The sequence below is a fragment of the Actinokineospora enzanensis DSM 44649 genome, from assembly GCF_000374445.1.
Taxonomy (GTDB): Bacteria; Actinomycetota; Actinomycetes; order Mycobacteriales; family Pseudonocardiaceae; genus Actinokineospora; species Actinokineospora enzanensis.
Window position 1 is genome coordinate 165,726 of sequence record NZ_KB894405.1, and the last position, 26,332, is coordinate 192,057.

Annotated in this window: 20 protein-coding genes; 7 read left to right on the forward strand and 13 right to left on the reverse strand. The window is 72.0% G+C overall.

Annotated features, from left to right (window positions below):
• Positions 1–392 precede the first annotated feature (392 nt).
• Genes C503_RS0105610 through C503_RS0105625 form a run of 4 tightly spaced genes read right to left on the reverse strand, consistent with a single transcriptional unit; the run spans position 393 to position 3,607 of the window.
• Entirely contained in the window at positions 393–1,244 is an 852-nt protein-coding gene (locus C503_RS0105610) for an ABC transporter permease (protein WP_018681209.1), read from the reverse strand.
• Complete coding sequence (locus C503_RS0105615; RefSeq protein ID WP_018681210.1) at positions 1,241–2,167, reverse strand: ABC transporter ATP-binding protein; 927 nt, start codon at positions 2,165–2,167, stop codon at positions 1,241–1,243. Before C503_RS0105615 ends, C503_RS0105610 begins: the two co-directional genes overlap by 4 nt.
• Before the next feature lie 11 nt (positions 2,168–2,178).
• A complete protein-coding gene (locus tag C503_RS38095) occupies positions 2,179–3,117 on the reverse strand; it encodes a DUF4097 family beta strand repeat-containing protein (RefSeq protein ID WP_018681211.1) in 939 nt (312 codons plus the stop codon).
• Position 3,118: 1 nt separating this feature from the next.
• Positions 3,119–3,607, reverse strand: a complete 489-nt coding sequence (locus C503_RS0105625) for a toxin-antitoxin system HicB family antitoxin (protein ID WP_018681212.1) — start codon at positions 3,605–3,607, stop codon at positions 3,119–3,121.
• Positions 3,608–3,792: 185 nt separating this feature from the next.
• Between C503_RS0105625 and C503_RS38100 the strand changes: the two genes are divergently transcribed.
• On the forward strand, positions 3,793–4,605 hold the full coding sequence (locus C503_RS38100) for a polysaccharide deacetylase family protein (protein ID WP_211222322.1): 813 nt from the start codon (positions 3,793–3,795) through the stop codon (positions 4,603–4,605).
• Positions 4,606–4,710: 105 nt separating this feature from the next.
• Here C503_RS38100 and C503_RS44320 read toward each other — a convergent pair whose 3' ends face one another.
• From C503_RS44320 to C503_RS0105665, 7 genes are read right to left on the reverse strand one after another with little or no spacing between them, the layout of a single operon-like run.
• Positions 4,711–5,418 carry a Clp protease N-terminal domain-containing protein gene (locus C503_RS44320; RefSeq protein WP_084476832.1) on the reverse strand — a complete coding sequence of 236 codons (708 nt, stop codon included), beginning with the start codon at positions 5,416–5,418 and terminating at the stop codon, positions 4,711–4,713.
• Positions 5,418–5,633, reverse strand: a complete 216-nt coding sequence (locus C503_RS0105640) for a hypothetical protein (RefSeq protein WP_026315997.1) — start codon at positions 5,631–5,633, stop codon at positions 5,418–5,420. The genes C503_RS44320 and C503_RS0105640 overlap by 1 nt, the downstream gene beginning before the upstream one ends.
• A 49-nt stretch (positions 5,634–5,682) precedes the next feature.
• Entirely contained in the window at positions 5,683–6,837 is a 1,155-nt protein-coding gene (locus tag C503_RS0105645; RefSeq protein ID WP_018681216.1) for a VWA domain-containing protein, read from the reverse strand.
• The gene (locus tag C503_RS0105650; RefSeq protein WP_018681217.1) at positions 6,834–9,023 is read right to left on the reverse strand and encodes a DUF5682 family protein; all 2,190 of its coding nucleotides are present in this window, start codon (positions 9,021–9,023) and stop codon (positions 6,834–6,836) included. The genes C503_RS0105645 and C503_RS0105650 overlap by 4 nt, the downstream gene beginning before the upstream one ends.
• On the reverse strand, positions 9,020–10,108 hold the full coding sequence (locus C503_RS0105655) for an ATP-binding protein (protein ID WP_018681218.1): 1,089 nt from the start codon (positions 10,106–10,108) through the stop codon (positions 9,020–9,022). Before C503_RS0105655 ends, C503_RS0105650 begins: the two co-directional genes overlap by 4 nt.
• A gap of 39 nt (positions 10,109–10,147) precedes the next feature.
• Positions 10,148–11,584, reverse strand: a complete 1,437-nt coding sequence (locus C503_RS48420; protein WP_018681219.1) for a DUF5691 domain-containing protein — start codon at positions 11,582–11,584, stop codon at positions 10,148–10,150.
• Positions 11,585–11,636: 52 nt separating this feature from the next.
• A complete protein-coding gene (locus tag C503_RS0105665; RefSeq protein WP_018681220.1) occupies positions 11,637–12,953 on the reverse strand; it encodes an SWIM zinc finger family protein in 1,317 nt (438 codons plus the stop codon).
• A gap of 525 nt (positions 12,954–13,478) precedes the next feature.
• Here C503_RS0105665 and C503_RS47250 point away from each other — a divergent pair.
• Positions 13,479–13,655 (forward strand): DUF5302 domain-containing protein, encoded by a 177-nt coding sequence (locus C503_RS47250; RefSeq protein ID WP_018681221.1) that lies wholly within the window; start codon positions 13,479–13,481, stop codon positions 13,653–13,655.
• A gap of 99 nt (positions 13,656–13,754) precedes the next feature.
• Here C503_RS47250 and C503_RS38105 read toward each other — a convergent pair whose 3' ends face one another.
• Complete coding sequence (locus C503_RS38105) at positions 13,755–16,097, reverse strand: zinc metalloprotease (RefSeq protein ID WP_018681222.1); 2,343 nt, start codon at positions 16,095–16,097, stop codon at positions 13,755–13,757.
• A 3-nt stretch (positions 16,098–16,100) separates the two neighbouring features.
• Entirely contained in the window at positions 16,101–16,730 is a 630-nt protein-coding gene (locus C503_RS0105680; protein ID WP_018681223.1) for a hypothetical protein, read from the reverse strand.
• A 286-nt stretch (positions 16,731–17,016) separates the two neighbouring features.
• On the opposite strand from C503_RS0105680, the gene C503_RS0105685 reads away from it, so the two are divergent.
• The 5 genes from C503_RS0105685 to C503_RS0105705 all read left to right on the forward strand — a co-directional run bounded on the left by C503_RS0105685 (position 17,017) and on the right by C503_RS0105705 (position 25,805).
• Positions 17,017–18,291, forward strand: coding sequence for an MFS transporter (locus C503_RS0105685; RefSeq protein ID WP_018681224.1), 1,275 nt, complete (start codon positions 17,017–17,019; stop codon positions 18,289–18,291).
• A gap of 57 nt (positions 18,292–18,348) precedes the next feature.
• Positions 18,349–19,320 (forward strand): sugar ABC transporter substrate-binding protein, encoded by a 972-nt coding sequence (locus tag C503_RS38110; RefSeq protein WP_018681225.1) that lies wholly within the window; start codon positions 18,349–18,351, stop codon positions 19,318–19,320.
• A 225-nt stretch (positions 19,321–19,545) separates the two neighbouring features.
• Positions 19,546–23,700 (forward strand): response regulator, encoded by a 4,155-nt coding sequence (locus C503_RS0105695; protein WP_156892993.1) that lies wholly within the window; start codon positions 19,546–19,548, stop codon positions 23,698–23,700.
• A 93-nt stretch (positions 23,701–23,793) separates the two neighbouring features.
• Complete coding sequence (locus C503_RS0105700) at positions 23,794–24,372, forward strand: PadR family transcriptional regulator (protein WP_018681227.1); 579 nt, start codon at positions 23,794–23,796, stop codon at positions 24,370–24,372.
• Positions 24,369–25,805, forward strand: a complete 1,437-nt coding sequence (locus C503_RS0105705) for an FAD-dependent monooxygenase (protein ID WP_018681228.1) — start codon at positions 24,369–24,371, stop codon at positions 25,803–25,805. Before C503_RS0105700 ends, C503_RS0105705 begins: the two co-directional genes overlap by 4 nt.
• Positions 25,806–26,332: the final 527 nt, after the last annotated feature.

Below are 26,332 nucleotides of genomic sequence, written 5' to 3' on the forward strand. Positions count from 1 at the left end.
CAAGGGATTCTTCCCGGGTGGACGTCCGGCTGTCCGCTCAGCGGACAGGAATTCGTTGTCATACCAGGCATTCTCGGACCGGTGCCGAGCAACTTCGCGGTGAAGTCACCGTTCCCATAGGGTGGACTCTCGTTCGCCCTGCGGACGAATTCCCTTGCCGGACACAGGGAACGATCGCATCACCGGATGAGTGAACTTCGCGCCAATTCCATCCCTCGGACACCCGTTCGCCCGGCTCGCCTCCGGCCGCGACCCGGATCCGATGCGCCAAGTGGACATCCGCCGCGACGGTCGGGGGTCCGTTCGACCGGGATGGGCTTTTTGCCTGCCATCATGGTGAAAAACGCCTGCCCGCCATCCCGGGCCGGGATGGCGGGCAGGCGGTGAACCACTCAGCCGACGCGCTGCATCGCCTTGTCGCGGCGGGCCGCGACGCTGGAGCCCGACTCGCGGCGGGCCATGCGGCGCAGGACGATCGGGGCCAGCACCAGGCCGACGACGGCCCACGCGCCCAGGACGGCGACCGTCTCCCAGTGGCGCCAGGACTGGCCCAGCTCCACCGCGACCGCCGAGTCCGGCAGCAGAGCGGCGCGCATGCCAAGGCCCAGCCAGTAGATCGGGAACACCTGGGCCAGCCACTGCACCCAGCCCGCCATCGCGGCGATCGGGTAGAACACGCCGGAGATGGCGACCAGGCCCATGATCGGCAGCATGATCAGACCCAGGCTGCGCGGGCTGGTGATCAGCGAGCCGATCACCGCGCCCGCGGGCAGGGTGGCCATCGCGCCGAGCACGACCACGCCGAGCAGCGCCAGCCAGGTGGTCGGCGAGTCCGTGGTCAGGCCGTCGAGCAGGAACGAGCCGGGGACGAGCAGGATCAGCACGCCCGCGACCAGGGTGCCGGTGACCATGACGATCTTGCCGACCAGGTAGCCGAGCATGCCGTTCGGGATCGCCTTGGCGCGCAGCAGGGTGCCGTCCTCGCGCTCCACCGACAGCAGCTGGCTCATGCCGATGATGCCGGTGATGCCCAGGTTCATGCCAAGCGCGCCGGGCAGGGCGAGCACGCCGACGCCCAGGCTGACGCCCTCGACTGTGCTGTCCCGCAGGAAGAACAGCACGACCAGCATGACCACCGGCCAGAACAGCTGGCCGAAGATGTCCTGCCCGTTGGTGAACGTCTGCCGCAGTTCGATCAGGCCGCGCTGCCAGCCCGCGCGCAGCGCCGTCAGGGTGGGGTTCACCTCGTCACCTCTCCCAGCTCGACCGGCGCCTCGCCGTGCCCGGACTCGACCCGGCGCACCAGCTCCAGGTAGGTGTCCTCCAGCGAGGTCCGGCGGACCTCCAGGTCCTCGATCTCCTCGTCGTAGCGGCGGAACAGCTCGCGCACGAACTTGGTGGACTCGGCGGTGGTCTGGCTGAACCGCTCGCCGCCGCGCACCCACCGCACCTCGTCCTCGCCCGCGATGCTGCGGGCCAGCTCGTCGGCGGTGCCGTCGGCGATGATCCGGCCGCCCGCCAGCACGATGATCCGGTCGGCGAGCTTCTCCGCCTCGTCCAGGTCGTGCGTGGTGAGCAGGATCGTGGTGGAGTGCTCCTCGGCCAGGCTGCGCACCAGCTCGTGGAACTCGTGCCGGGCGGCCGGGTCGAACCCGGCGGTCGGCTCGTCCAGGAACAGCATCTCCGGCCTGCCCACGATGCCGATCGCCACGTCCAGGCGGCGCCGCTGGCCGCCGGAGAGCATGCGGACCTTCTTGTCCCGGTGCTCGGTGAGGCCGACGGCCTCGACCAGCTCATCCGGGTCCCATGGCCGCGTGATCGTGTCGGTCGAGTACGGCGCGTAGAAGCGGCCAAGGTGGTCGAGCAGCTCCCGGACCCGCCACTTGCCGTGGTCGCGCCAGGACTGCAGCACCACGCCCAGCCGCGCGCGCCACGCCTCGTCGCCGTGCGCCGGGTCGGTGCCCAGCAGCGACACCCGACCGGCCGAGCGCATCCGGAAGCCCTCCACGATCTCGATCGTGGTGGTCTTGCCCGCGCCGTTCGGCCCCAGCAGGCAGAGCACCTCACCGTGCCGCGCCTGGAATGTCACGTCGTGCAGGACGTCGGTGGTGCCGTAGCGCATGCGCAGGCCCTCGACGTCGAGCACGACCTTCCCGTTGGTCGTCATCGTCCCCTCACTCACCGACCGCCGTCCGACGGTCGTCCTCCGTCGTTCCCTCCGGCCCTGTCCGCCGCCTCGTCCGACACCGGCCGCGCGGGCGGCCGGGCCGGGTGGATCACGATGTCGCCCGCGAACGAGCGGGCCTGTACCCGGACCCGGTCGGTGCCCGGCGCGGGCGGCCCGGACGGGCGCAGCGCGCTGCGCACCCGTCCGACCCTGGTGTGCGCCTCCAGCCACGTCGCCACTCCCGGTCGTACCCCCACCTCGACCTCGCCGCTGGCCGTGATCGCCACGACCGTGCCCCGACCGACCTCGTCGAGCCGGATGTCGCCGCGCGCGGTCTTCACGTCCACATCGCCGCGCGCCGTGCCCACCCGCAGGTCGCCCGCGGCGCCGCGGACCCGTACCGCACCCCAGGCGTGGTCGAGGCGGACGTCGCCGTGCGAACTCTTGACCGTGGTCGGACCCAGGATCTCACCCAGTCGGACGCTGCCGTGGCCGAGGGTGACCCTCGCCGGGCCCGCGACCCGGTCGACGCGCACCTCGCCGCTGCCCGCGGTCAGCCGGACCGGCCCCGTCTCGCCCAGCCGGATGTCGCCGCGGTGGGTCTTGAGCACGCATTCGCCCAGCCGCCCCTCGGCGACGAACCCGCCCAGCGCGGCCTCGCCGCGGACCGCGGAACCCGCAGGCAGGTCGATCCGCACGGTGATCGCGCCGCGGCCGAACGGGGTGTAGTCGCCGTACCAGGGCTTGGTCGCGCGCACCACGATGTTGTCGGCCGTGCGCAGGATGAGGGCCTGCTCGGCGGCCTTCACGTCGGCCCGGCTGTCCGGGTCGGCAGGCCGTAGGTCGACCACGGTGTCCACCCGCTCGGCCGCGACGATCCGCACGTCACCGGCGGCGACGGCGAGGTCGAGGGTCACCGAGACCGGGTCCGGGGTGTCGAACGTGGCCACCTCAGCCCACCCAGCCGGTGAAGCTCTGCCCGCCCTTGCCGGGCTGCGCGGCACCGACGTCGATCATCGTGAAGACATTGGTCAGCACCGAGATCAACCATGCGTTCACCGACATGCCCTCGCGCGCGGCGGCCTCCTCGATCCGGGCCTTGAGCTGCTCCGGCGGTCGGAAGTTGATCCGGGCCGGGGCACTGTCGTCGACCTTGGGCGCGGGTGGCGCCACCTCGGCGCCACGCGGTTCCGGCTCGGCCCGGTCGACCACGACGAAACTCGGCTCGACCCCGCGCAACCGCAGGTGGACGGACCCGGGTGCGAGCTCCCTGGTGATCTCGTCAGCGGCCGTGGACAGCGCGTCCAGCAGGGTCAACCGCGTCGCCGCGGCCAGATGGGCGAGCAGCCGGTCGGTCAGCACCCGCGCGTCGTCACCCTCGGTCGCGGCGGCGACGGCCAGCTCGTGGCGCAGGTGGTCGACATACGGCTGCAACTCCATGGCGCCATCATGGCGCCTAGGTGGCCCGATGGGCAAGCGCGGATCGGTGGACCGTCGAAAGATCGTTCCCGACCGTTCCGTTCGGATGGTGTGGACCAATACAGTGCGCGCACCCTGACACCCCGGCCACGGAAGGCACTCCCATGGCGTTCGGCTCGAAGAGAGCGCTCACTGTCCTCGCGGCAGTGCTCGCGACTGTGGTGACCGCGTTACCCGCGACTGCTGCAGGCGGTCCCACCGGCGACATCGTGTACCGCACACGCGGCGACGGCCGGCTCCTGGCCCTGACGTTCGACGACGGCCCGTCGGACTACACGCCCGCGATCCTGGACCTGTTGCGGGAGCAGCGAATCCGCGCGACGTTCTGTCTGTTGGGGAACCAGGTGGCGGCACACCCGGAGCTGGTGCGGCGGATCGTGGCCGATGGGCATGCCATCTGCAACCATACGTTGCAGCACGAGGACCTGGCGGCGAAGACGCCGGAGGAGATCCGGTCGATCCTGGTGACGACCAATGACGCCATCCGGCAGGCCGCCGGGGACCCCAACCTGCCGATCCGGTACTTCCGGGCGCCGTATGGGAGCTGGGGAGCCGCGCCCGGGATCGCCGCCTCGCTGGGGATGTCGTCGTTGGCGTGGACGGTGGATCCGCAGGACTGGGATGGATCCGGGGCCGAGGTGATCTCGGCTCGGTTGTCCACGCAGATCTATCCGACCGCGGTGGTGTTGAGCCATGACGGGGGTGGGGATCGGGCGCCTACCGTTGCCGCTTATCGGGGGTTGATTCCGCAGTGGAAGGCCGCCGGGTGGGGGTTCGACTTTCCGGCGGTGACCGGGGGCGGGTTCTCCTGTACCGCCCCGGCTTGGGGGCGGGATGTCAGCTATGTGGGTGGGAGTCGGGTCTCGTCCGGGGGACGGGTCTACCAGGCGAACTGGTGGGTGCGGGTGGAGAAGCCGGGACAGGCACCCTGGGTCTGGGCAGATCTCGGCGCCTGCTGATTCAGCACGACGCAGGACCCGGGGATGGCGGGGTGGTCCCGTCGTCCCCGGGTCCTGGCGGTTGTCGCGTTGCGTGGTCGGATGCCGCGTTGTCGGGGCGCGGGATCACGTTCCTGTCGGTTGGTGGATGAGGGTGTTCAAGGCGGCTGGTGTCGTGGGTGGGCGGCCGGTGGTGTGGTGGTAGCGGCGGATGATGTCGCGGTGGCGCGCTGGTCGGCCTAGTGCGCGTTCCAAGCGGAGCAACGGATTGCGGTGCGGGGGCGGGAACGCCGTTGCCAGGGCCGCCAGCAAGGAGTGGGTGGAGATTTCAGCGGTGGTGAGGATCCAGTCGACCCCGGGGTCGAGCGCCAGAAGTGTCAAAGCAAGGTGTTCGACACGGTGGTCGCGTTCGCGGCGGGCCAATGCCAACCGGAGCGAGGCCGCGTAGGCCGCTTGCGTATCCAGTCCCAATGGCGGCGACAGACGCGCGGCACGGCGGCGGGATTGTTTGGCTCCGAGTGGGAGCAGAGGTTCCTGTGCGGGCGCCCGATCCAGCAACTCGGGAACCAGCAACCCATCGACCTCGACCCCGAGAGCGCGTAGGGAAATGCGATCAGCCGCCGCCCCGGCTCCGGACGGCCCGGCAAGCTGGATCGCCGCTTCGAGGCCCGACGAGGTGACGCCATGGTCCGTCAGCACAGCGGCGACAGGAGGTGCGTCGACCAAAGCCAGCAGCAGATGCTCGGTACCGACCCGACCGTGTCCAAGCCGCCGAGCGTGCCCGGAGGCCGTGCCAAGAACCTGTCCCAGAACCGGATGATCTCCGCGAAACATCACACGTCCAACGATCGGTGCTTACGGTGAACAGTCTGCTTCGTGACGCCGAGCCGCAAGGCGATGTCCTGCCACGACCACCCCGCCCCCCGGGCCGCCGCCACCTGCTGAGCCTCCAGCTGCTCCACCAGATGACGAAGACGGGCAACCGCCCTTAAGGAGACGTCGGGGTCGGCAGCACGAGTCGCCTCGTCCAGGTCCGCGAGCAAAGTCATGTCGTCAGCGTATGCTGACACTCGTCGGTCGTCAACACATGCTGACGACTCACGCCTCGGTGGCCGTCGCCGCCCATGCGGAGAGGTCGTCGCGGCGGATGGCGGCTGCCATGAGGTCCGGGAACATGTCCGGTGTACACGCGAACGCCGGGATTCCCAGCTCACTGAGGGCGGCGGCGTTCTCCCGGTCATAAGACGGCGTGCCGGAGTCCGACAATGCAGGCAACGCGACCATCTGGACGCCGGACTCGGTCATCTCGGCGGCCCGTCGCAGCAGTTCCGCCTGGACGCCGCCCTCGTAGAGGTCGCTGATCAGCACCACCAGCGTGTTCTCCGGCTGCGTGATCAGGCCCTGGCAGTACGCCAGCGCGCGGTTGATGTCCGTGCCGCCGCCGAGCTGGGTGCCGAACAGGACGTCGACCGGGTCGGTCAGGTGCTCGGTGAGGTCGACCACGGCCGTGTCGAAGGCGACGAAGTGGGTCTTCAGCGCGCGCATGGACGCGAGTACGGCGCCGAACAGGCCCGAGTACACCACCGACTCGGCCATCGAGCCGGACTGGTCGACGGCCAGGATGATCTCGCGTTGGACGCTGCTCTGCTTGCGGCCGAAGCCGATCAGGCGTTCCGGGATGATCGTGCCCAGCTCGGGGGAGTAGTGCCTGAGGTTCTGCCGGATCGTGCGCGGCCAGTCCACATCGGACAGTCGCGGTCGGTGGGTGCGGGCCGCCTTGTCCAGGGCGCCCTTGATGGCGGCGCGGGTGGGTTCGGCCAGCCTGCGTTCCAGTTCCTCGACGACCGTGCGGACGACCTCGCGGGCGGTCTCCTTGGTCTCCTCGGGCATCACGCCGTTGAGGGTGAGCAGGGTGCCGACCAGGTGGACGTCCGGTTCGACGGCGGCCAGCAGCTCCGGTTCCAGCAGCATGCGGGTCAGGCCGAGGCGGTCGACCGCGTCGCGTTGCATCACCTGTACGACCGTGCTGGGGAAGTAGCGGCGGATGTCGCCCAGCCAGCGGGCCACCGTGGGGGCCGAGGCCGCCAGATTGCCCGCGCGGCCGCGCCGGGCCTGGCCGGGTTCGCCGTCGTAGAGGGCGGCCAGCACGCCGTCCAGGCCGGTGTCCGCTGTGGACAGTGCGGGGCCGGTGCCGTCGGCGGCGCCGCCCAGGACGAGGCGCCAGCGGCGGAGGCGTTCGGGTTCGGGGATCACGGGCGGCTCCCGGGGGTCACGCCGAGCAGGGTCTGCAGTACGGGCAGGACGCGGGCGGCGCGGTCGTCGTCCAGGTCGGTCGCGGCGCCGACGGCCGGGCGCGGGGCGCCGGTGAGGGTCGCGGCCCGTTCGCCGATGGCGCGCTTCTCCGGGGCGGCGAACGCGCCGAAGGTGCGCCGGAGCAGGGGAAGGACCTCGGTGAACAGCTCGGCGGGGATGCCTGCGAGCCAGGTGTCGATCACCCGCAGCAGGCGTTCGTCGTGGACGAGCAGGAGGCCGCCGCCCGCGAAGAAGCCCTCCACGTAGGCGGCTCCGGCGCGCGGGTCGACGCCCGCGGTGAGCGAGCGGGCGAGCCTGCGTTCCACCTCGGCGGTGTCGATACGGTCCGCGTCCTGAAGGAGACGGGTGAGGCGGCCCGCCAGCAGCGGGGCAAGCGACTCCCGCACCGCCAGCCGGTGCAGTGCGGTCAGCCAGCGGTCGGTGGCGTCCTCGCCCAACAACCCGGTCGCGTCGTGCACGCGGGCGACCAGCTCGCAGAACCGGGCCGCTTCCTCGTCGTCGATGCCGTGGGTGGCGGGCGGCAGACCGGCGCAGACGCGGTCCAGCACCCGCAGGGCCACGGTCAGCAGCGCCGTCGTGTCGGTGCCGCGCACGTCGCCGTAGCGGGTGGCGCGGGCCAGCGCGGGCAGCGCGGTCATCAGGTGCGCCACGTCGGCGTCGGCGGCGGCGCGCGCGTCCAGCGCGGTCAACGCGTCGGGCAGGGCGTCGGGGAGGTCGGCGAGCAGGCAGTCCTCGACCGCGTCGGTGACCTCGGCGAGCGGTGGCGTGCCCGCGACCGTCGCGCGCACCGCCGTCGTCGCGGCCGCGATCACCGTGGTGCCCTGGGCGGCGGCCGTCACCAGGTCGACCTCCAGCGACGGGTCCCAGGCCAGCTGCCAGGTCTCGCGGAAGGTGCCCTTGCTGCGTTTGGCCGACTCGACGCGCCTGCCCCACGGGACGCCGAGCACGACGAGGCGGTGCAGCAGCTGTGACCGGTCGAGACCGCCGGGGGTGCGCAGGTCGATGTCGAGCTCGCGGGACAGCGGGTCGCGCGGCAGCCGCAGGCGTTTGGCGGTGCTCACCACGTCGGCGGTCAACGGCGGGCGCGGCACCGAGTCCGGCACCTCGCCCAGCGTCTCGCCGACCAGCATCCGGCGGGTGACCAGGTCGGCGCGCACGTCGTCGCCCGCGCACAGCACCGCGCGGGTCGCCTCCGACACCTCCGCCAACCCGGCCGACGCGCGCCCGCGCAACGCGGCCAGGGCGTCGGCGAGCCGCACCGCCTCGATCACGTGCGCGGTCGAGACCGGCAGGTCCTCCTCGCGTAGCACGCCCGCGACCGCGGTCAGCCAGCGCGTGGTGGTGTGCTCGTCGGAGCCGAACAGGTGGTGGTACCAGCCGGGTGAGCGCACGCCCGCGCCGTAGCCGCTGCCCGCCGCCAGCCTGCCGTGCGTCCACGGCACCCAGGTGCAGGTGACCTTGCGCTTCGGCAGTCCCTTGAGGATGGCCTGGTCGTGGCTCGCGGGCGGCAGCGGGTCGGCCAGCGCGGGCACGTGCCAGGCGCCGCAGACGACCGCGATCCGCTGGAAGCCCTCCTTGCGTGCCTTGCGCAGCACCGTGCGCATGTGGGCTTCGCGGCGCTGCTCGCGGACGTCGGTCACCTCGTGGTCCTCGCGCAGCGCCGCCATGGCCTCGGCGATCACCTCGAACGGGGACTCGGCGCCGCGCCGGGACTCGATCACGTCGTCCCACCAGCGCTCGGGATCGTCGTAGCCGCCCGCCGCGGCCAGCTCCGCCAGCGGGTCCGAGTCCACAGTGGAGCATTCATCGCTCGCGAACCGGTACGCGGCAGGCAGGTCGCAGAACCGCACCGGGATCCCGGACTCGACCGCGTGCCGCAGCGCCTGCCACTCCGGGCTGAATGACGCGAACGGCCAGAACGCGGCCCGCGACACGTCGTCGGCCGCGTACGCCAGCAGCGCCACCGGCGGCCGCAGCGCCGGGTCGGCGGCGAACCCGACCAGCGTGTCGGCCTCCGGCGGGCCCTCGATCAGCACCAGGTCCGGCCGCAGCTCGGTCAGCCGGGCGGCGACCGCGCGCGCCGACCCCGGGCCGTGGTGCCGGATCCCCAGCAGGTGCGTGGTCATCGGCCGGTGATCTCCTGGCCCGCCCGGTAGAAGTCGGCCCAGCCGTCGCGCTCGCGCACCACCGTCTCCAGATACTCGATCCAGACCGCGCGGTCGGCCACCGGGTCCTTGACGACCGCGCCGTGGATGCCCGCGGCCACGTCGTGCGGGCGCAGCACCCCGTCGCCGAAGTGCGTGGCCAGCGCCAGACCGCCGGTCAGCACGCTGATCGCCTCCGCGGTCGACAGCGTGCCGGACGGCGACTTCACCGCGGTGCGGCCGTCCTCCGTGCGACCGGACCGCAGCTCGCGGAACACGGTGACGACGCGCCGGATCTCGGTCAGCTCGGCGGCCTCGGCGGGCAGCCGCAGCGAGGTGCCCAGCTGCGCGACGCGGCGGCTGACGATCTCCACCTCGGCCTCGGCGGTGTCCGGCAGCGGCAGGACGACGGTGTTGAACCGGCGGCGCAGCGCGCTGGACAGCTCGTTGACACCCTTGTCGCGGTTGTTCGCGGTGGCGATCAGGTTGAAACCGGGACGGGCCTGGACCTCGGTGTTCAGCTCCGGGACCGGCAGCGTCTTCTCGGACAGGATGGTGATGAGGGTGTCCTGGACGTCGGCCGGGATGCGGGTCAGCTCCTCCAGCCGGGCGATCTTGCCGTCGCGCATGGCGCGCAGCACGGGACTCTCCACGATCGCCCGCTCGCTCGGCCCCTCGGCGATGAGCCGCGCGTAGTTCCAGCCGTAGCGGATGGACTCCTCCGAGGTGCCCGCGGTGCCCTGGACGAGCAGCGTCGAGTCGCCGCTGATCGCGGCGGACAGGTGCTCGGACACCCAGGTCTTGGCGGTGCCGGGGACACCGAGCAGCAGCAGCGCGCGGTCGGTGGCCAGGGTGGCGACGGCGACCTCCATCAGCCTGCGCGGGCCCACGTACTTGGGGCTGATCGCGGTGCCGTCGGGCAGCGTGCCACCCATCAGGTAGGTGACCACGGCCTGCGGCGACAACCGCCACGACGGCGGCCGCTCCCGCTCGTCCAGCGCGGCCAGCGCCGCCAGTTCGGCGGCGTACTCGTCCTCGGCGTGCGGCCGGAGCACCGCGGTCGTCATGTCAGCTCCTGGTGGGGGTGAGAGGTCTGGTGGCGGAGGTCATCGGGTCGGCAGATCGGTCAGTTCCTCGTACATGGCGCGGCGGAAGGCCAGGGTCTCGGCGAGCCCGCGGCGCCAGTGCGGCGCCTCGGCGGACGGCCGGGCCAGGGCCACCGGGTGGCGCAGGCAGGCGTGCGGGACGGTCTCGGCGATCACGGCGGCGGCGTGCGCGACGTGGCGTTTGTCGCCCTGGGCGCCGATCCAGTCGAGCAGGACGTCGCCCAGGTCGGGGGGCCACGGGGCCGGGAGCTCGCGGGCGAGGTAGGCGGCGGTCTCGGTGTCGAGGCCGGTCAGCAGGGCGGCCACGGCCTCGGCGCGGTCGGCCGCCGGGAGGGCGCCGACCAGGGCGCCCGCCTCATGGCCCGCCGGGTTGACGGCCAGCAGGGCGCGGGCCCAGGCCGGGTCGCGCTGCCGGAGCGTGGCCTGGACCAGGCTCTCCCGCAGCACGCTCGGGGCGACGCCGTCGACCTTGCGCGCGGCCACCTCGGCGGGCGTGCCGAACGTGTCCCAGAAGCGGAGCGGGGTGGCGGCGACGAGCTGGCGCAGGATGGCCGTGCGACGTTCCCCGCTCGACGGCGCGCGGAGGCCGTCGCGCGGGGCGTCGTCGGTCGGGAGGTTGATGACCAGGGTCTTCCCGCGCAGGCCCGCGAGCGGCAGCATCCGCTCGACCATGCGGGCACCCAACGCGGAGTCCGGGAGCCCGGCGAGTATCTCGGCGGCACGCTGGCGGACCGAACCGGCGCGGTCGTCGAGGGCGCGTTCCAGGAACTCCTCGTCAGTGGGGCGGATGCGCGGGGCGAGCAGGTCGAGGAACGCGGACCGGACATCCGCGGGCTCGCTGTCCCAGGTACTCCCGAGCGCGGCCCGCGCGGCGTCCGGGTCGGTGGTGAGAGCACGGGTGAACCAGGCGCGGCGCTGTACGAGACTGCCGTACTGCCAGAGGTCGGTGTCGTCGTCCGGCACCGGACTGGCCAGGAACGCCCACTCCGGGTTGCGCGCGCCCAACCACCCGCCGACCGGCCCGGCCGCCGCGGCCAACGGCTCTCGCAACAGGATCCGGCTCCCGGCGGCGTCCGCGAGCGCCGGAACCCGCTCCGGCGGCACCCGGAACCCGGCGGCGGTGACGGCCTCCAGCCATTCCCGCAGCACTTCCGGCCGGTTCTCCGCCAACAACCGCGCCAACCGCTCCCGCGCGGCGGACGGCACCACCGGCCGCGGGTCGGCGGCGGCCCTGGGCAGGGGTGTGAGATCCGTGCGGGCGACCTGCCCGGCCCGCCGCGCGGCCGCCAGCAGCACGGCGGCGACCAGCACCTGCTCCGCCGGATCGTCCCTGGTGGCGACGGCCTGCCGCACTTCCTCGGGCAACTGCGCCGGATTCGGCACTCGCCGCCGCGTCCCCAACAACGCCGCCCCGACGACGTCCTCCCACGCGCTCACGCCGACACCCCGTGGTCGGGTGCGGGACGTGGAGTCGTGCGGTGGTCGGTGTTCACAGTCGGACCGCCCGGGAGTCGTGCCAGCAGGTGAGGGGGTGCAGGCCCGCCGGGGTCCATTCGGCGCCGAGGGTGGCCGGGGTGGTGGCGGTGAGGGCGAGGAGGGGCCAGTGGTCGGTGCCGGGGATGAGCGGCAGGGACGCGCCGGTCGGGTCGGTGAGGGCCCAGGTTCGGGCGTCCGGCATGGGGGTGGCGGCGACGTCGGAGAGCAGGACCGGCCAGCGGTCGAGCCAGGGGTCGGCGGCCAGGGCGTCGGCGAGGGAGTCGAGGGCGGTGGCGACGGTGTCGCCGGGTGGGTCGGTGACCGGGACCGGGTCGCCGCGGTCGGCGATCACCGCGCGGACCGGGGCGGCCGCCGGGTGGAAGGCGAGCTCGGCGGGCAGGACGTGGCCCGCGGGGATGGACGAGTCGATCGAGCGGCCCGCCGGGGCGAACGACAGGACCAGCGCGGCCCGGCCGGTGCGGGTGCCGCGCAGCCAGACGCGGCGGGTGACCAGCCGGTCGTGTTCCTCGTCGGCGATGCCCACCACCAGCCAGTCGTCGGTGACGCGGGGGCCGTCGGCGAGGACCTTGGCGGTGTCCACGGTGAAGCCGAGCCGGGCCCGGACGGTGTCGGCCAGGGCGGGTGGCAGGTCGTCGAGGCGGGTGACGGCGTCGGCCAGCAGGTGCAGCAGGGCCAGCTCGGTGAGCAGCGGGCCGTGCCAGTCGCGCCCGCGGCCGAGCAGGGACGCGGCCCGGCGCAGCCCACCCGCGAGGCCCGGTGCCTGCGCGTCGACCATGCGGGCGGCCACCCCGTGCAGGTCGGCGACGCCGTCCGGGCCCAGCGTGCCCAGGCCGGCGCGGACCCGGTCGGTGAGCCATTCGCGCAGCTCGGCGGCGCCGCCGAGGACTCGGTCGAGCCGGTCACCGGCGCGTTTGGCGGCCGCCTGCTCGTCGCGCGGGGCGGCGGCGCGCTTCTCCGCGCGGTCGGCCCGGTCGGCGCGGCTGTCCAGCCAGATGCCGACCCAGTCCGGCTGCGGCCCGGCGGCCACCCCGCCCGCCGACCACAGCAGCAATAACCCCAGCGCGTGCTTGCACGGGAACTTCCGGCTCGGGCACGAGCACCTGTACGCGGGCCCCGCCAGCTCCACGCACGTCTGGTACGGCTTCTTCCCGCTGCCCTGGCAGTCGCCCCAGATCGCCTCGCCGGACACGCCGAGCCCGGACCACTTCGACGCCACCGCCTGGCCGCGCCCGGCCTTCGCCGAGGCCGCGTCCGGGGCCAGCCCGATCACGCGCTCGGCGTCCCAGGGCGCCACCACCGGTGTCGTCATGATCGTCCCTCCCGCTCGAACCCCTTGGCCGACAGGCGATCCCGCCCCGGCCCCGACCCGGCACACCTTGCCGGCACCCACCGACAGTCACGCGCCGACCCCGCCCCGTCTCCGCTCAGGGCGGCTCGGGTGGCCCTCGGGCCGGGTTCCGGACTGTCGCAACGGGACAGCGTTCGCCCGGCGCGAAACCGGGTCGCCGAAGGGCGCTTGACGGGGCGTCGCGGTGGATGGCACTATCTAGGGCATGGGCAACCAGCTGTGACATTCCGGGACTTCCTCCCCGTGTGAACCCCAGCCTCGTGCTGAGTGGTCCGGGGGTCCCGAAGCGAAATCATCCTCCCGCGCGATCGCGTCATGCCGTGGTTCCGGCATGGCCATGATCTGGCGGACAGCGTATCCAGACGCCACGTTCGGTCCGACCTCGCTCGCGGACCGTCCCCTGCCACGGCCTTTCCCGGCCGCGGCCGCTGTTCCGTCGACTCGTGCCGTAGAGAGCGACCACACGTACCTCGCCAGGAGGCCCGCATGGCTGCCAAAAAGACCCACGCTGACAAGGCGGACATCAAGCAGAAGTTCGAGCAGATCCTTGCCCGCAAGAACGGCTCCGGCCGCGACGGCGTGGCGCACACCGACGGCGGTTCGCGCGTCGCGCCCCGGATCCCGGTGGCGCGCAAGCAGAGCTTCCGCCGCAAGTCGATCTGATACTCGACTTTAGGACACTGTAGACACAGTAGATCCCACGGACACCGTTTCCCGCCGGGCATTCCGCTCGGCGGGAAACGGTGTGTCCGCTATGGCGACTCAGCTGGTCGGGCTGGTTGACTCCACTGTGGACGACACCGTCGTGGTCGGTTCCACAGAGGACGGTGGGTTCGTCGTACTGGGGGAACCGGTGGGGGAACCGGTCGACGAGCCGGGCGCCGACGTGCTCGGCACGGTGGTCACCGGCGCGCTCACCGACGGCGTCGGCGGCACGGTCACACTGGCGCGCACCGGCGGGACTGCCGTGGGCGTGGGCGAGGTCGTCGGCATGGTCGGCTTCAGCACGTCCAGGATCTCCGACTTCACCTCTTCCAGCTCCGCCTGGATCTGCGCCGCCGTCATGCCCCGCATGCGCGCGGCCAGATCGCCCATGCCGGACCAGATGCGCTCCAGCTCGGCCCGCACCTGTTCGCTCGGCACGTCCGGCAGCGTGACCACCAGCTGCGAGGCCAGCGCGAACGTCAGGCAGCCGGTGCACGAGCTGTTCACCGCCACCGCCACGTTCTCCGGCACGACGTCCGCGTGCCCGATGACCACCACGACCTGGAACGCGATCGCGACCGACGCGCACGCGCGGCAGTTGGCGAGCGCGTAGGCCTCGTTGCGGTTGTCCGCGTCGCCATCGGTCACCCACACGAGAGCGAACGCGACCTCGTAGCGGACCGTGCCGTCGGTCGTGTTCCAGGCGAACGCCCGGTTGTCGCCGGGACGCACCGGCCCCGGCTGGTCGAACGGGAACACCCACGTCGGCGCGGCGGGTTGCCCGGCGGCGGGCACCAGCACGGTCGCCATGACCGGGTGTTCCTTGGTGGGCAACGTCTTCGACCGCTCCTGCGGCCACACCGTCCGGACCGCGCCGGTGGAGCCCTCGCGGACCGCGCTCGTCACCGGCTCGTGACCGGCGTCGAACCGGGGCGTGTGACTCGCCAGCGGCAGCACGTCCTGCACGGCTCCGCGCTCGTCCGGCCGGATCGGCCGGTAGTTGTCGTCGGCGGGCCACCACGCCCACGCCAGACCGGCGAGCACGGCCAGTCCGACCAGGCCCGCGATGCCCCGCCGCACCGGCTTGCCCTCGGTGCGCTTCCAGTTTTTCGCGACCGTCCGCCGAACCATGCGCGCGACCATGAAGAACGTGCCAAGCAACGGGACCGCGATCGCCAGCATCCCCAGGCCGCGCACCAGCACCATGGCCAGGTCACCGTCGTCCCAGGCCGTCCCGGCGGCGCTCCACTGCTGTCCCACCCCGTGCCAGGCCGTGCCGACGATCCGGGGGAGCGTCAGCACGACCATGACCGCCGAGAACAGCAGCGTCGGCACCACGAACAGCACCCACAGCGTCACGACCGCGCGCGCCCACGGCTTGAGCACCGTGACCTCCGGCGAGCGCCACTTGTGCGGCAGCAGTCCCACCAGCGTCGGCTTGATGCGGTGGAACAGGTCCGGGACACCGGTGAGATCGGCCAGCACGTGGTAGCCGTCGAACCGCACCATCGGCGCCAGCTGCCGGGCCATCTGCACCAGCTGCGTGGCGATCACCAGCAGCAGCGCGTCCCAGCCGGAGAACCACCAGCCCACGTACATGGCGATCGCGACCAACGCGTTGAAGTAGAGCCCGCCCAGGTCGGTGCGCAGCCGCCCGGCCCGGCCGAGGCGGTAGCTGTCGGTCACGTCGGTGTAGAAGGCAGGCCAGGCGACGTAGAGGCCGAAGCCCATCGCGCCCGGCGTCGCGCCCCCGTAGCGCGCGGCGGCGGCGTGCCCGAACTCGTGGAAACCGGCCGACACCACGGTGGCGACGAAGACGAGCAGCAGCAGCGACGGCTCGTGCAACGCCTCGTACGCCGCGCCCGCCAGGCCCTTCTCGAACAGCACCCAGTACGAGATCGCCAGGAACGCCGCCACCGCGAGCACCACCACGACGGGCGCGAACAGCGCGGCGAACGGCGCGGTGACCCGCCGCGTCACCTCCGGGTTGGAGATCACGCACCGCAGCCGCAGCCCCAACAGGGGAGTGGCCTTGCGCGGCGCCGGTTCCGAGCCGTCGGCCAGCCGCAGCAGACCGAGCGCGCGCAGCTTGCCGTCGAGCAGGGTGCGCACGTCGTCGGCGCTCACCCGGCGGCGGATCGCGGCACTCACCGCGTCGGCGACCGCCCGGTGGTCCCGCTGACCGTCCACAGCGGACAGAACCTGGTAGAGCAGCGGGGTCAGCTGGACGACCTGGCCGTCCCGGCGCCGCACCAGCGCGGGCGGCCTGCGGTAGCCGGACCCGCGCATCTCACCGATCAGCTCGACGCCCTCGGCCCGGTGCGGCACGCCCGCGGGCACCGCGCGGGACGCCTCCTCGGCGCCCCGCGCGGGAGTGTCTGACCCGGAGGTGACACTCATGTGTTACTGCTCCACGCCGGAGGTCTGGTCGGCGGTGGCGTGCGCGTCGGCGTCGATGGTCTGGTTGATGATCGCGTCCTGCTGCGCGATCGCGGTCGACGCCGAGTCGTTGGAACCGATGTTGGCCGACACGGCCGCGTCGATCGGCGCGGCGATGTTGGCGTTGGCGGCCACCGCGCCGTTGATCGGGGCGGTCAGGTCGAGATCGCCCTTGACGTTGACATCCACGTTGAGCAGACCGCCCTGCAACGCCCCGCTCACGTCATCCGGGATGTCGGCACCGCTCTGCGCGGGCGGGGTGTCGGGCGTGTCGCCCTGGTCGATGTCGCTGTCCTGGGTCGAGTGCGCCACGGCTTCACCGGTGATGCCCTGGCCGATGGCGACACCCTGGTCCGCCAACGCCTGCGCGGTCGACCCGTCGGACAGCACGTTCGCCCCCACCGCCGCGTCGATCGGCGCGGCCACGTTCGCGTTCGCCGCCACCGCCAGGTCGACCGGCGCCGCCAGGTCGAGCCCGAGGTCCAGGTCGACGTTGAGGTCAAGCAGCGAGTAGACCTCCTTGTCCGGCAGCGCCACCCCGCCCTCGGCGGCCAGCTCGTCCTGCGACAGCGGGGTCAGTTCGATCTCGCTCATCCATCCACTCCACTGGTCCGGGATTTCGGCTTTCCGACGAACCGGCACTTACCCGGCCCATTCCGCCGCGAAACGGGTGCGGATGTGTTTCCGGAGCTGAATCGCGGTCATATCACCTGCCCATAGCGGACGCTTATGGGCGGTGAAGTCGGATGTTTAGAACGCGAATCCCGGTACGGCGCGTGACGGTACCCGGGAAAGCGCCACCCGAAACAACCTTACGAACCGGGGGTGCGGTGTGGCAGGGTCCGACAGGGAGCACGGGCCGGGATGTCGGAGGTGGGACGTGGCCGTCGGGGTGCGGGAACGACACCGGTTACCGGTGCGGGAGTTGGTCGCGGCCAGTGTTGGCAACGCCGTTGAATGGTATGACTGGAGTGTCTATGCGACCTTCAGCACGTACCTGGCCAACGCGTTGTTCGCGCCGGACAGCAAGAAGTTGGTGGCCACGTTCGCGACCTACGCGTTGGCGTTCTTCTTCCGGCCGTTGGGCGGGTTCCTGCTCGGCCGGTTCGCCGATGTGCGGGGCAGGCGGCCCGCGATGATCCTGACCATCGTGCTGATGGCGGGCGGGTCGCTGGCGATCGCGGTGTTGCCGACGTTCGCACAGGTGGGGTGGTTGGCGCCGGTGTTGTTGCTGGTGGCCAGGATCGCGCAGGGCATGTCGATGGGCGGGGAGGTGTCGAACGCCTCCGCCTACCTGGCCGAGATCGCGCCCGCGGGCAGGCGGGGCCGCTACTCGTCGTTCTTCTACCTCTCCACCGGGACGGCGGTGCTGGTCGCGTCGCTGCTGGGCTACTTCCTCACCCGGGCGTTGAGCAAGGCCGACATGGGGAGCTACGGCTGGCGGATCCCGTTCCTGGTGGGCGGTCTGCTCGGCCTCGCGGGTCTGGTGCTGCGCCGCAACCTCGGGGAGACCGAGCAATTCGAGCACAACAAGGAGAAGGCGCGCCGGGTGCGGAATCCGCTCCTGCGCACACTGCGCGAGTATCCGCGGCAGGTCGGGTGGTTGTGCGGATTCACCCTGCTCTCCACCCTCTGCTACTACACCTTCTTCAGCGCGTTGACCCCGTTCGCCATCGACACCAGGAAAGCCGACAGCTCCGATGTCTTCCTCGCGCTGTCCATCGCGACGGCGTTGTTCGTCGTGCTGCAATACCCGATGGGCGCGCTCGCCGACCGGGTCGGCCGCCGCCCGCAGCTGCTGGTCTGGTCGGGCGCGACCGCCGTGCTGATCTACCCGTTGTCCACGTTCGTGCGGCCAGGACTGGGCAACCTGCTGGTCGTGTTCTGCGTCGGCCTCGCCCTCTACACCGCGATGACCTCGATCGCCCCGGCAATCATGAGCGAGCTGTTCCCGACCGAACTGCGCGGGCTGGGCATCGGCGCCTGGTACAACCTCACCGTCGCGCTGTTCGGCGGCACCGCGCCGCTGGTGATCACCGCGCTGGCCGCGGCGGGCGCGTCGACTCTGTTCTTCTGGTACGTCGCGCTCGCCGCCGTGGTCGCGTTCCTGGCCGTGCTGACCCTCCCGGAGACCAAGGACCTCGATCTCACCTGACACCGCGTCCGTCGCGATCAGGGCTTCGGCCTGCGGATCGGCCGGCATGATGAGGCGATGGCGCAGGTCTACCTCGTGGTGTCGGCGTTCGAGCAGAAGTACTGGCTCAGCGAGTTCATCGGGCACGTGCTCGACGCCTTCGACCACGAGCAGACCGATGTCGTGCTCAAGCGGCCGCGCCGCGACTACAACCGGTGCGGGATAGCGCATCACCTGCGCGGGCTCGTGGCCCGCCGGGCGGACTACGCAGGCGGGCTGATCATGCCGACCGATCCGGCGCGGCTGCGGGACGACCTGGTCGAGTTCTGCGCCGAGGTCGCCGGGCCGGTGGTGTTCCTGGACGTGGAACCGTTCGAGACCGAGGCCGGGTATCCGCCGAACACCGCCTTCATCGGCTACTCCTCCCGGCAGATCGGCGAGGCGGCCGCGCGGTGGCTCGCGGGCGTCGTGCCCCGGCGGGACCCGGCGGTGTTCGTGGCCGCCAGCCATGAGCACGCCGACCGACAGGCCGGGTTCGCCGAGATCCTGCGGACCTTGCTGCCCGAGGCGAGCCTGGTGGTGGACGACTCCTGTCGTTACGTACGGATCGCCGCGCGGGACGCGGTCCGCGCGCGCCTGCTCGGCGGCCACCGCTTGGACGCCGTGTTCTGCACCAACGACGAGATGGCCCTGGGGGCGGTCGAGGCACTGCAGTGGGAGGGCGTGGCGGACACCGTGGTCGTCGGCGTGGACGGTGCCGCGGAAGCCCTGGCGCACATCGACACGGGCACCGGACCGTTGCGGGCCACGGTGGTCCAGGACGGCTACGACATCGCCACGGGGGCTGTCGACCTCCTGCACCGCCTGCGTTCCGGTCGACCGGTTCCCACGCGGACCCTGCTGGTTCCGCAGGTGTACGCCAACCGCACCCGCGAGTCGGGGTGCCCGGCCGCGATCCCGCAGGTGCACAACGAGATGCGGGATGTCGGCGCGGGCGCCACCCTCGGCTACGCCAGGAACGTCTGGATCACCAACAACGCGCCCGGCTGACGCTGGACCCCGATCGCCGCCCCTGACCGGGGTTTTCGCTCGGTCGAGTGGTGCCGCGCGCCCTGGGACGGGATTCGTGGTGTGCTGGCGAACACCACGCGTGTCTCGTGAACAAGGGCCGACCGAGCGACCGGGCCCGCGCGAACGTGTGAATATTTCATTCGGTCGGGTAGCGCGCCGCAGGGCTTGCGGGACACCCGACCGGGGCAGGGCCACTCTCCAATGGTGACACCCGCACCAGTCCCGGATCGGTGGTGGGCCGCGCGGTGGGTGGCGGTCGCCGCGCACCCGCTCGCGGCCGTGCTGTACCTGACGCTGCCCGCGGGCGGCGCCCGGGTCGCGGTGGCGGCGATCGGCGCGGTCGGGATCGGGACGGTGCTGGCCCGTACCAGCGGCATCACCCGCAACGCGGCGATCTGGTGGGTGCTGGCCTGCTCGCAGGCGCTGGCGGTCGCGGGCTGGGCGCTGGAGTCCTGGCCCGATGCGCCGTACCTGCTGGTCGCGGCCGGGATCATCCCGCTGGCCGGGCTGTTCGTCGGCACCGACCAGTGGTGGTTCCGGCTGGTGCCGCTGCTGGACACGTGCGTGGCCGCGGTGGCCGCGGGCGTGCTGGTGTGGACGCTGCCGGGTAACGGCCCGATCGCGCCCGCGGTCGCCTGGGTCGCGGTCGCGGCCTGCGCGACCGCCGCGTTCGTCTCCACCGCGCACCGCACCGCCGCCTGGCTGCTGGGCTGGTCGGCGGCCTGGCTGGGCACCGCGGAGCTGCTGCGCTCGGCCCCGGGCACCGCGCCGTGGCTGGTGATCTGGGCGTCGCTGCTGCTGGTGCTGGCCCGGTTCGACACTGAGCGGCACCCGGAGGAGCACTGCGCCCGGTGGGCGGAGCGGCTGGCGCTGGTGATGTGCGTGCTGCCGCTGCCGATCCTGCTGGTGCTGCGCGCGGTGCGGGCGAGCACGGACGACATCATCGTCATCGCGGCGGGCTCGCTGCTGGTCACCGCGCTGTTGCTGCTGCGCGTCTCGGTCACCCAGCGCGGCGTGGTCGCCTTCCCCGGCCTGCGCGGCGAGCTGCGCAAGCGCACCGCGCGGTTGGTGGCGTTGTTCGTGCTGCTGGCGCTGCTGCCGTTGATCACGCTGGCGTACCTGTCGATCAGCGGCGCGCACCGGATGGTCGCCGACGAGGTCGACCGCAGGCTCGCGCACAGCGCCGAGGTCGCGGGGCAGGAGCTGCGGGACCGGCTGGCCAGCGTGTCCGCCCTGGTCGACTCCTACGCCCGCCGCCCGTCCCTGCAGTCGGCCGACTTCGACGCGCCCGGGTCCGCGGCCGTGCTGACCGCCTCGGTCGACTCGCTGTTCTCGCAGAACGCCGCGTTCAAGGCGGCCTGGGCGTTGGACTCGTCGGGCAGGCTGGTCGCGGTCGCCCCCGGTTCACTGCCCGTGCAGGGCGCCGATTTCGCCTATCAGGACTACTTCCAGGGCGCCGTGCGCACGGGCGGCCCGTACGTCTCGGACGTCTACCAGGCGGCCACCGCGGACCGGGCGGCGGTGGTCGCGGTGGCCTCGCCGGTGCTCGTGGGCGGGCGCGTGGTGGGCGTGGTCTCGGTCAGCTACCCGGTGGGCGCGCTGACCGACTTCGTCGGCATGGTGGCCGTCGACCAGGACGTGTCGCTGCTGGTCGCCGACGACCGGGGCACGCTGGTCACCCAGCAGGCGGGCACCACCGGGCTGACGTCCGCGCTGGACGTGCCGGGCGTGCGGGCCGCGCTGGGCGGGCTCAGCGGCGCGGCCACCGTCGCCGGGCCGGGGGGCGAGCAGCTGACCTTCCACCACCCGGTGCCGTCGCTGCGCTGGGCGGTGGTGGCCAGGATCGACTCCGACCGGGCGTTCGCGGGCGTCACCCGGCTGACCGCGCGGATCGTCGCGGTCACCACCCTGCTCGTGCAGGTGCTGCTGGCCGCCCTGGTGGTCGCGGTGCACACCGAGCGGCGCAGGCGGCTGGCCGAGGCGAAGCTGTCCGCCCGCGGCGAGGAGGTGCGCGCGATCCTGCAGGCCGCGGGCGACGCGTTCGTGTCGATGCGGGCGGACGGCAAGGTCACGCACTGGAACGCGCGCGCCGAGGAGATCTTCGGCTGGCGCGCCGACGAGGTGGTGGGCGTGCCGCTGGTCGACCTGGTGGTGCCGGACGAGCACCGCTCCGAGCACCTGGCGGGCATGACCCGCGTGCTGAGCGGCGGCCAGCCGCACATCCTGGGCACGACGGCCGAGGTCGTCGCGCGCCGCAAGGACTACGCGACCTTCCCCGCCGAGCTGACCGTGTGGGCGTCCGGGCAGGGCGAGGAGATGGTGTTCAGCGCGTTCGTCCGGGACATCACCGACCGCAAGCAGTACGAGCTGGACCTGGCCTCCGCGCGCGACCAGGCGCTGGAGGCGTCCCGGATGAAGTCGGCGTTCGTGGCCAACATGAGCCACGAGATCCGCACCCCGATGAACGGCGTCATCGGCCTGGCCACCCTGCTGCTGGACACCGACCTGGACCCGCGCCAGCGCGACCACGTGTCCACCCTGCAGCGCTCGGCGGACGCGCTGCTGGAGGTCATCGACGACATCCTGGACTTCTCCAAGATCGAGGCGGGCAAGCTGGAGATCGACCCGGTCGACTTCGACCCGAGGTCGCTGGTGGAGGACGTGGTCAGCCTGCTGGCCCCGACCGCGCAGAAGACCGGCCTGGAGATCGCCGCCGTGGTGCACCCGGCCATCCCGCCCGCGCTGCACGGCGACGCGCACCGGATCCGGCAGATCCTGACCAACCTGGTGTCCAACGCGATCAAGTTCACCCCCACCGGCGAGGTGGTCGTGTTCGTCGACATCCCGCCGGTGATCCGCCCGGAGACCCACCACGACGTCACCTTCACGGTGACCGACACCGGCATCGGCATCCCCACCGACCGCCAGAAGTACCTCTTCGACGCCTTCACCCAGGTCGACGCGTCCACGACCCGCGAGTACGGCGGCACCGGCCTTGGCCTCACCATCTGTCGGCAGCTGGTGGAGCTGATGGGCGGCACCATCGGCCTCACCAGCGAGCCAGGCGAGGGCAGCGCGTTCTTCTTCACCCTGCCCCTGCCGCCCGCCACGGCCCCGCTGCCCACCACCCGCCCGCAGCGCAACCTCTCCGGCGCGGCCGTCCTGGTGGTCGACGACAACGCCACCAACCGCCAGATCGTGGCCCAGCTGCTGGAGACCTGGCAGGTCCGCGTGGCCGTCGCCACCAACGGCTCGGAGGCCCTGTCCACCCTGCGCTTCGCCGCCGCCGCCGGGGCGCCGTTCGACGCGGCGCTGCTGGACATGCGCATGCCGGACCTGGACGGCCTGGAGCTGGCCGCGCGCATCCAGACCGACTCGGACACGGGCTCCCCGCGACTGGGCATCCTGACCTCGACGATCGACGCCGAAGAGGCCAAGCGCGCCCGCGGCCGGGGCGTGGAGGTCTACCTCGCCAAGCCGATCCGGGCCGCGACCCTGCGCGAGGGGCTCGGGCGGCTGCTGGAGCCGAAGATCGGCAAGGCACCGGCGGTGTCCCCGACGCCGAAGCACGCGCGGCAGGAGGCGGGCAAGGTGCTGGTGGCCGAGGACAACGACATCAACCAGCAGGTCGTGGTGCAGATGCTGTCGGCGCTCGGGTACCAGGCCGATGTCGCGGAGAACGGCGAACAGGCCGTGGCGATGGTCGAGACCGGGGACTACGACGTGGTCCTGATGGACTGCCAGATGCCGGTGCTGGACGGGTACCAGGCGACCATCCTGATCCGGCAGCTGGCCGCGCCGGTGAACCAGATCCCGATCATCGCGTTGACGGCCTCCGCGTTGGCCTCCGACGAGAAGCGCTGTCGGGACGTGGGGATGGACGACTTCCTGACCAAGCCGTTGCGACGGGACCAGCTCCAGGCCGCGCTGCGCCGGATGATGGCCCCGGCGGCACCGCCCCGGCCGCGGCGGGAGAGCGACCGGGTGGCCGGGCCGATGCCCAGCGCGGACCAGGTGGCGGAGCTGTTGGACCCGGCGATGCTGGACCAGCTGCTGGCCATGGGGCCGGAGGTCTCCCGGACGTTGCTGGACTCGTTCACCGGGAAGGCCGCGGACCGGGCCCAGGGGATCGTCGACGCGATCCGGGACGGGGACCTGACGCGGGCCGCCCGGCTGGCGCACGGGTTGCGCGGGTCCAGCTCGTTGATGGCCGGGCATCAGCTGGCGGCGGCCTGCGCGGCCATCGAGGAGGCCGGGCGCGACCAGGACCTGGGGGCGGCCCGGGTGCTGGCGGAGACGTTGGTGGATGTGGCGGCGCGTACCTGCGCGGCCTTGCTGGCGGTGCTGTCCGCCGCCTGACCTGGGGGTTCCCCAGACCACGCACGCGCGGCGCGGCCACTTGCCCGGACTCATATACTCGGAACCGAGTAGTCGATACCGAGGAGTGTCGCGTTGCCGAGAAAGATCTCCAACCCGCTGGCCCTGGCCGTCCTGGGTCTCCTCCTGGAACGGCCCATGCACCCCTACGAGATGGCCGCCACGCTCAGGGAGCGGCACAAGGGCGGCACCTTCAAGATCAACCCGGGCTCCCTCTACGACACCGTCGAGTCGCTGGCCCGGCACGGCTGGATCCAGCCGGTGGCGACGGAACGGGACGGCAGACGTCCGGAACGGACCGTCTACGGCCACACCGACCTGGGCCACAAGGAGTTCCTGGCCTGGCTCGACGAGCTGATCCGCACTCCCGTGGCCGAGTACCCGAAGTTCATCTCCGCCATCTCCTACCTGGGCGCCCTGGGCAGGGACGGCGCCCAGGCCGCCCTGGCAGAACGCGCGCACCGCCTGGACGAGCGCATCGAGCAGGTCCGCCTGGTCCTCGCCGACACGGTCGGCGCGGGCACCGTCCCCCGCCTGTTCATGATCGAGGTCGAGTACGCCCTGCACACCTGGGAGTCCGAGCTGGCCTGGGTCCGCCGGACCGTCGAGGAGATCGCCGACGGCAGCCTCGCCTGGCCGGAGGGAGAACAGTGACCGTACTCGTCGTCGGCGCGGGTCCCGCCGGTCTCCTCACCGCCTGCGAACTGGCCCTGGCCGGTATCGACACCGTCCTCGTCGAACGCACCCCCGAGCGCCCGCCCTTCTGCCGTGGCTTCAACCTCAACGCCCGCGCCCTGGACCTGTTGGCGCGTCGCGGTTACGCCGAACAACTGGTCGCCGAAGGATGGCAGGTCCCGCACGCGGCCGTGTCCGGCCTGCCGGTGACCCTCGCTCTCCAAGGGACACACACGGATCACCCGTTCACCCTGGGCATCCCGCAGACCCGCGTCGAGGAAGTGCTGGAAACACACGCGATCCGCCTCGGCGTCGACGTGCGGCGCGGTCAGCGGTTGAGCGGCCTGACCCAGGACGAGGACGAAGTCACCGCCACCATCGAGACCGAGCACGGCGAGTACCGACAGCGCGCCGACTACCTCGTCGGATGCGACGGTGGTCGGAGCACGGTCCGGAAGCTGGCGGGCATCGACTTCCCCGGCACGTCCTCGACCCGGTTCACCCTGCTCGGAGATGTCGAGCAGGCGGACGAACTCCCGTTCGGCGTCACCGATGGACCGGGCGGCACCATCTTCGTCATTCCCCGGCCCGGCTATGTCCGGCTTCTCATGCAGGACGACGACCCGCCCGCCGACAAGGACACGCCGGTCACCCTCGACCTTCTGCAACGCACCCTGGACGCCATGCTCGGCCGCCATGTCCCGCTGCGCAATCCACGGTGGACGACCAGGTTCGGGGACGCGAGCAGGCAGGCCAGTGACTACGTCAAAGGCCGGGTGATCCTCGCCGGGGACGCCGCGCACATCCATCCGCCCGCCGGGGCTATCGGGGTGAACGTGGCGTTGGACGACGCGTTCAACCTGGGGTGGAAGCTGGCGGCGACGGTGCGGGGAACGGATCTCCTCGCGAGCTACCACGAGGAACGGCACAGGGCGGGGGAGCGGGTCCTGGCCAGTACACGGGCGCAGGTGATGCTGGGTGATCCGGCCTCGAAGCCGATCGCGGACCTCCTGGGTCGGGTGGCGGAGCATCCCGACGGGAACCGGGCGTTGACCGAGGTGATCACCGGCCTGGACGCCCGCTACGAGGCGTTCGGGGATCACCCATGGGCGGGCAGGCTCGTGCCCGACCTCGCACTGCACACGCCTGACGCGGAAACCACGCTCGCGAAGCTACTCGGCCCCGGCCGTGGCGTTCTCCTTTCCTTGTGCGACAACGACTACACGGCCCCGCGCTGGTCGGACAGGATCACCATGATCACGGCCCGCTGTCCGGACCACCCGGACCTCGGCGCCCTCCTCGTCCGACCCGACGGTCACGCCGCCTGGCTCGACGGCACCGCCGACGAGCTGGAACGGGCGTTGCGCCGCTGGTTCGGCAATCCCTCCACAGTGGTGAGTGGACGGCCGTGACGACGCGTGCTCGGCGGTGTTCCGCGCGGCCATCCGTTCCGCCAGGAACCGCGTGATATCCGGGAACGTCGGGGCGATGGTGATGCCCGATAGTTCCCGTTCACCCGTTGTCACCGGTTCCGGCGGTACCGCCAGTACCACCTCGCGCCCGGCGATGTCTCGACCAACGGTGCCATTGCCCGAACGTGCGACGGGGAGCCCGTCGCGGTGCACGACCCCCGCATCCCGCTTCCCCCTCGTGGTATCGCTTGTGGTGGGCGCGCCAGGGGCGTCGACCGGCCAGGACGCGCGGCGGAAACCAGTCACCGGGTGTCCGGAAAACGGGCACCCAGGTCCGAAAAGGCTTGGTTAAAGAGATTCTAAAGTGTCGATAATCCACCTGTAAACATTCACTTGACAGTCGCGTCATTATTCGGAGCCATACCGGCGCGCGATCACGCACGCGGTATGACCGACAAGGCCGTTCGGCGCAATCAGTGCTGATCAGGGGCGATCTGGCAACTGTTAAGCGGGATTTACCGGAGTGG

Coding starts and splice junctions, on each gene's coding strand:
- C503_RS0105655 (WP_018681218.1), bottom strand. CDS start 10,108: ATGACGACCGCGGTGCTCCGGCCGCACGCCGAGGACGAGTACGCCGCC.
- C503_RS0105640 (WP_026315997.1), bottom strand. CDS start 5,633: ATGACTTTGCTCGCGGACCTGGACGAGGCGACTCGTGCTGCCGACCCC.
- C503_RS0105650 (WP_018681217.1), bottom strand. CDS start 9,023: ATGACCACGCACCTGCTGGGGATCCGGCACCACGGCCCGGGGTCGGCG.
- C503_RS44320 (WP_084476832.1), bottom strand. CDS start 5,418: ATGTTTCGCGGAGATCATCCGGTTCTGGGACAGGTTCTTGGCACGGCC.
- C503_RS0105625 (WP_018681212.1), bottom strand. CDS start 3,607: ATGGAGTTGCAGCCGTATGTCGACCACCTGCGCCACGAGCTGGCCGTC.
- C503_RS0105680 (WP_018681223.1), bottom strand. CDS start 16,730: ATGAGCGAGATCGAACTGACCCCGCTGTCGCAGGACGAGCTGGCCGCC.
- C503_RS0105615 (WP_018681210.1), bottom strand. CDS start 2,167: ATGACGACCAACGGGAAGGTCGTGCTCGACGTCGAGGGCCTGCGCATG.
- C503_RS38105 (WP_018681222.1), bottom strand. CDS start 16,097: ATGAGTGTCACCTCCGGGTCAGACACTCCCGCGCGGGGCGCCGAGGAG.
- C503_RS47250 (WP_018681221.1), top strand. CDS start 13,479: ATGGCTGCCAAAAAGACCCACGCTGACAAGGCGGACATCAAGCAGAAG.
- C503_RS0105665 (WP_018681220.1), bottom strand. CDS start 12,953: ATGACGACACCGGTGGTGGCGCCCTGGGACGCCGAGCGCGTGATCGGG.
- C503_RS38110 (WP_018681225.1), top strand. CDS start 18,349: ATGGCGCAGGTCTACCTCGTGGTGTCGGCGTTCGAGCAGAAGTACTGG.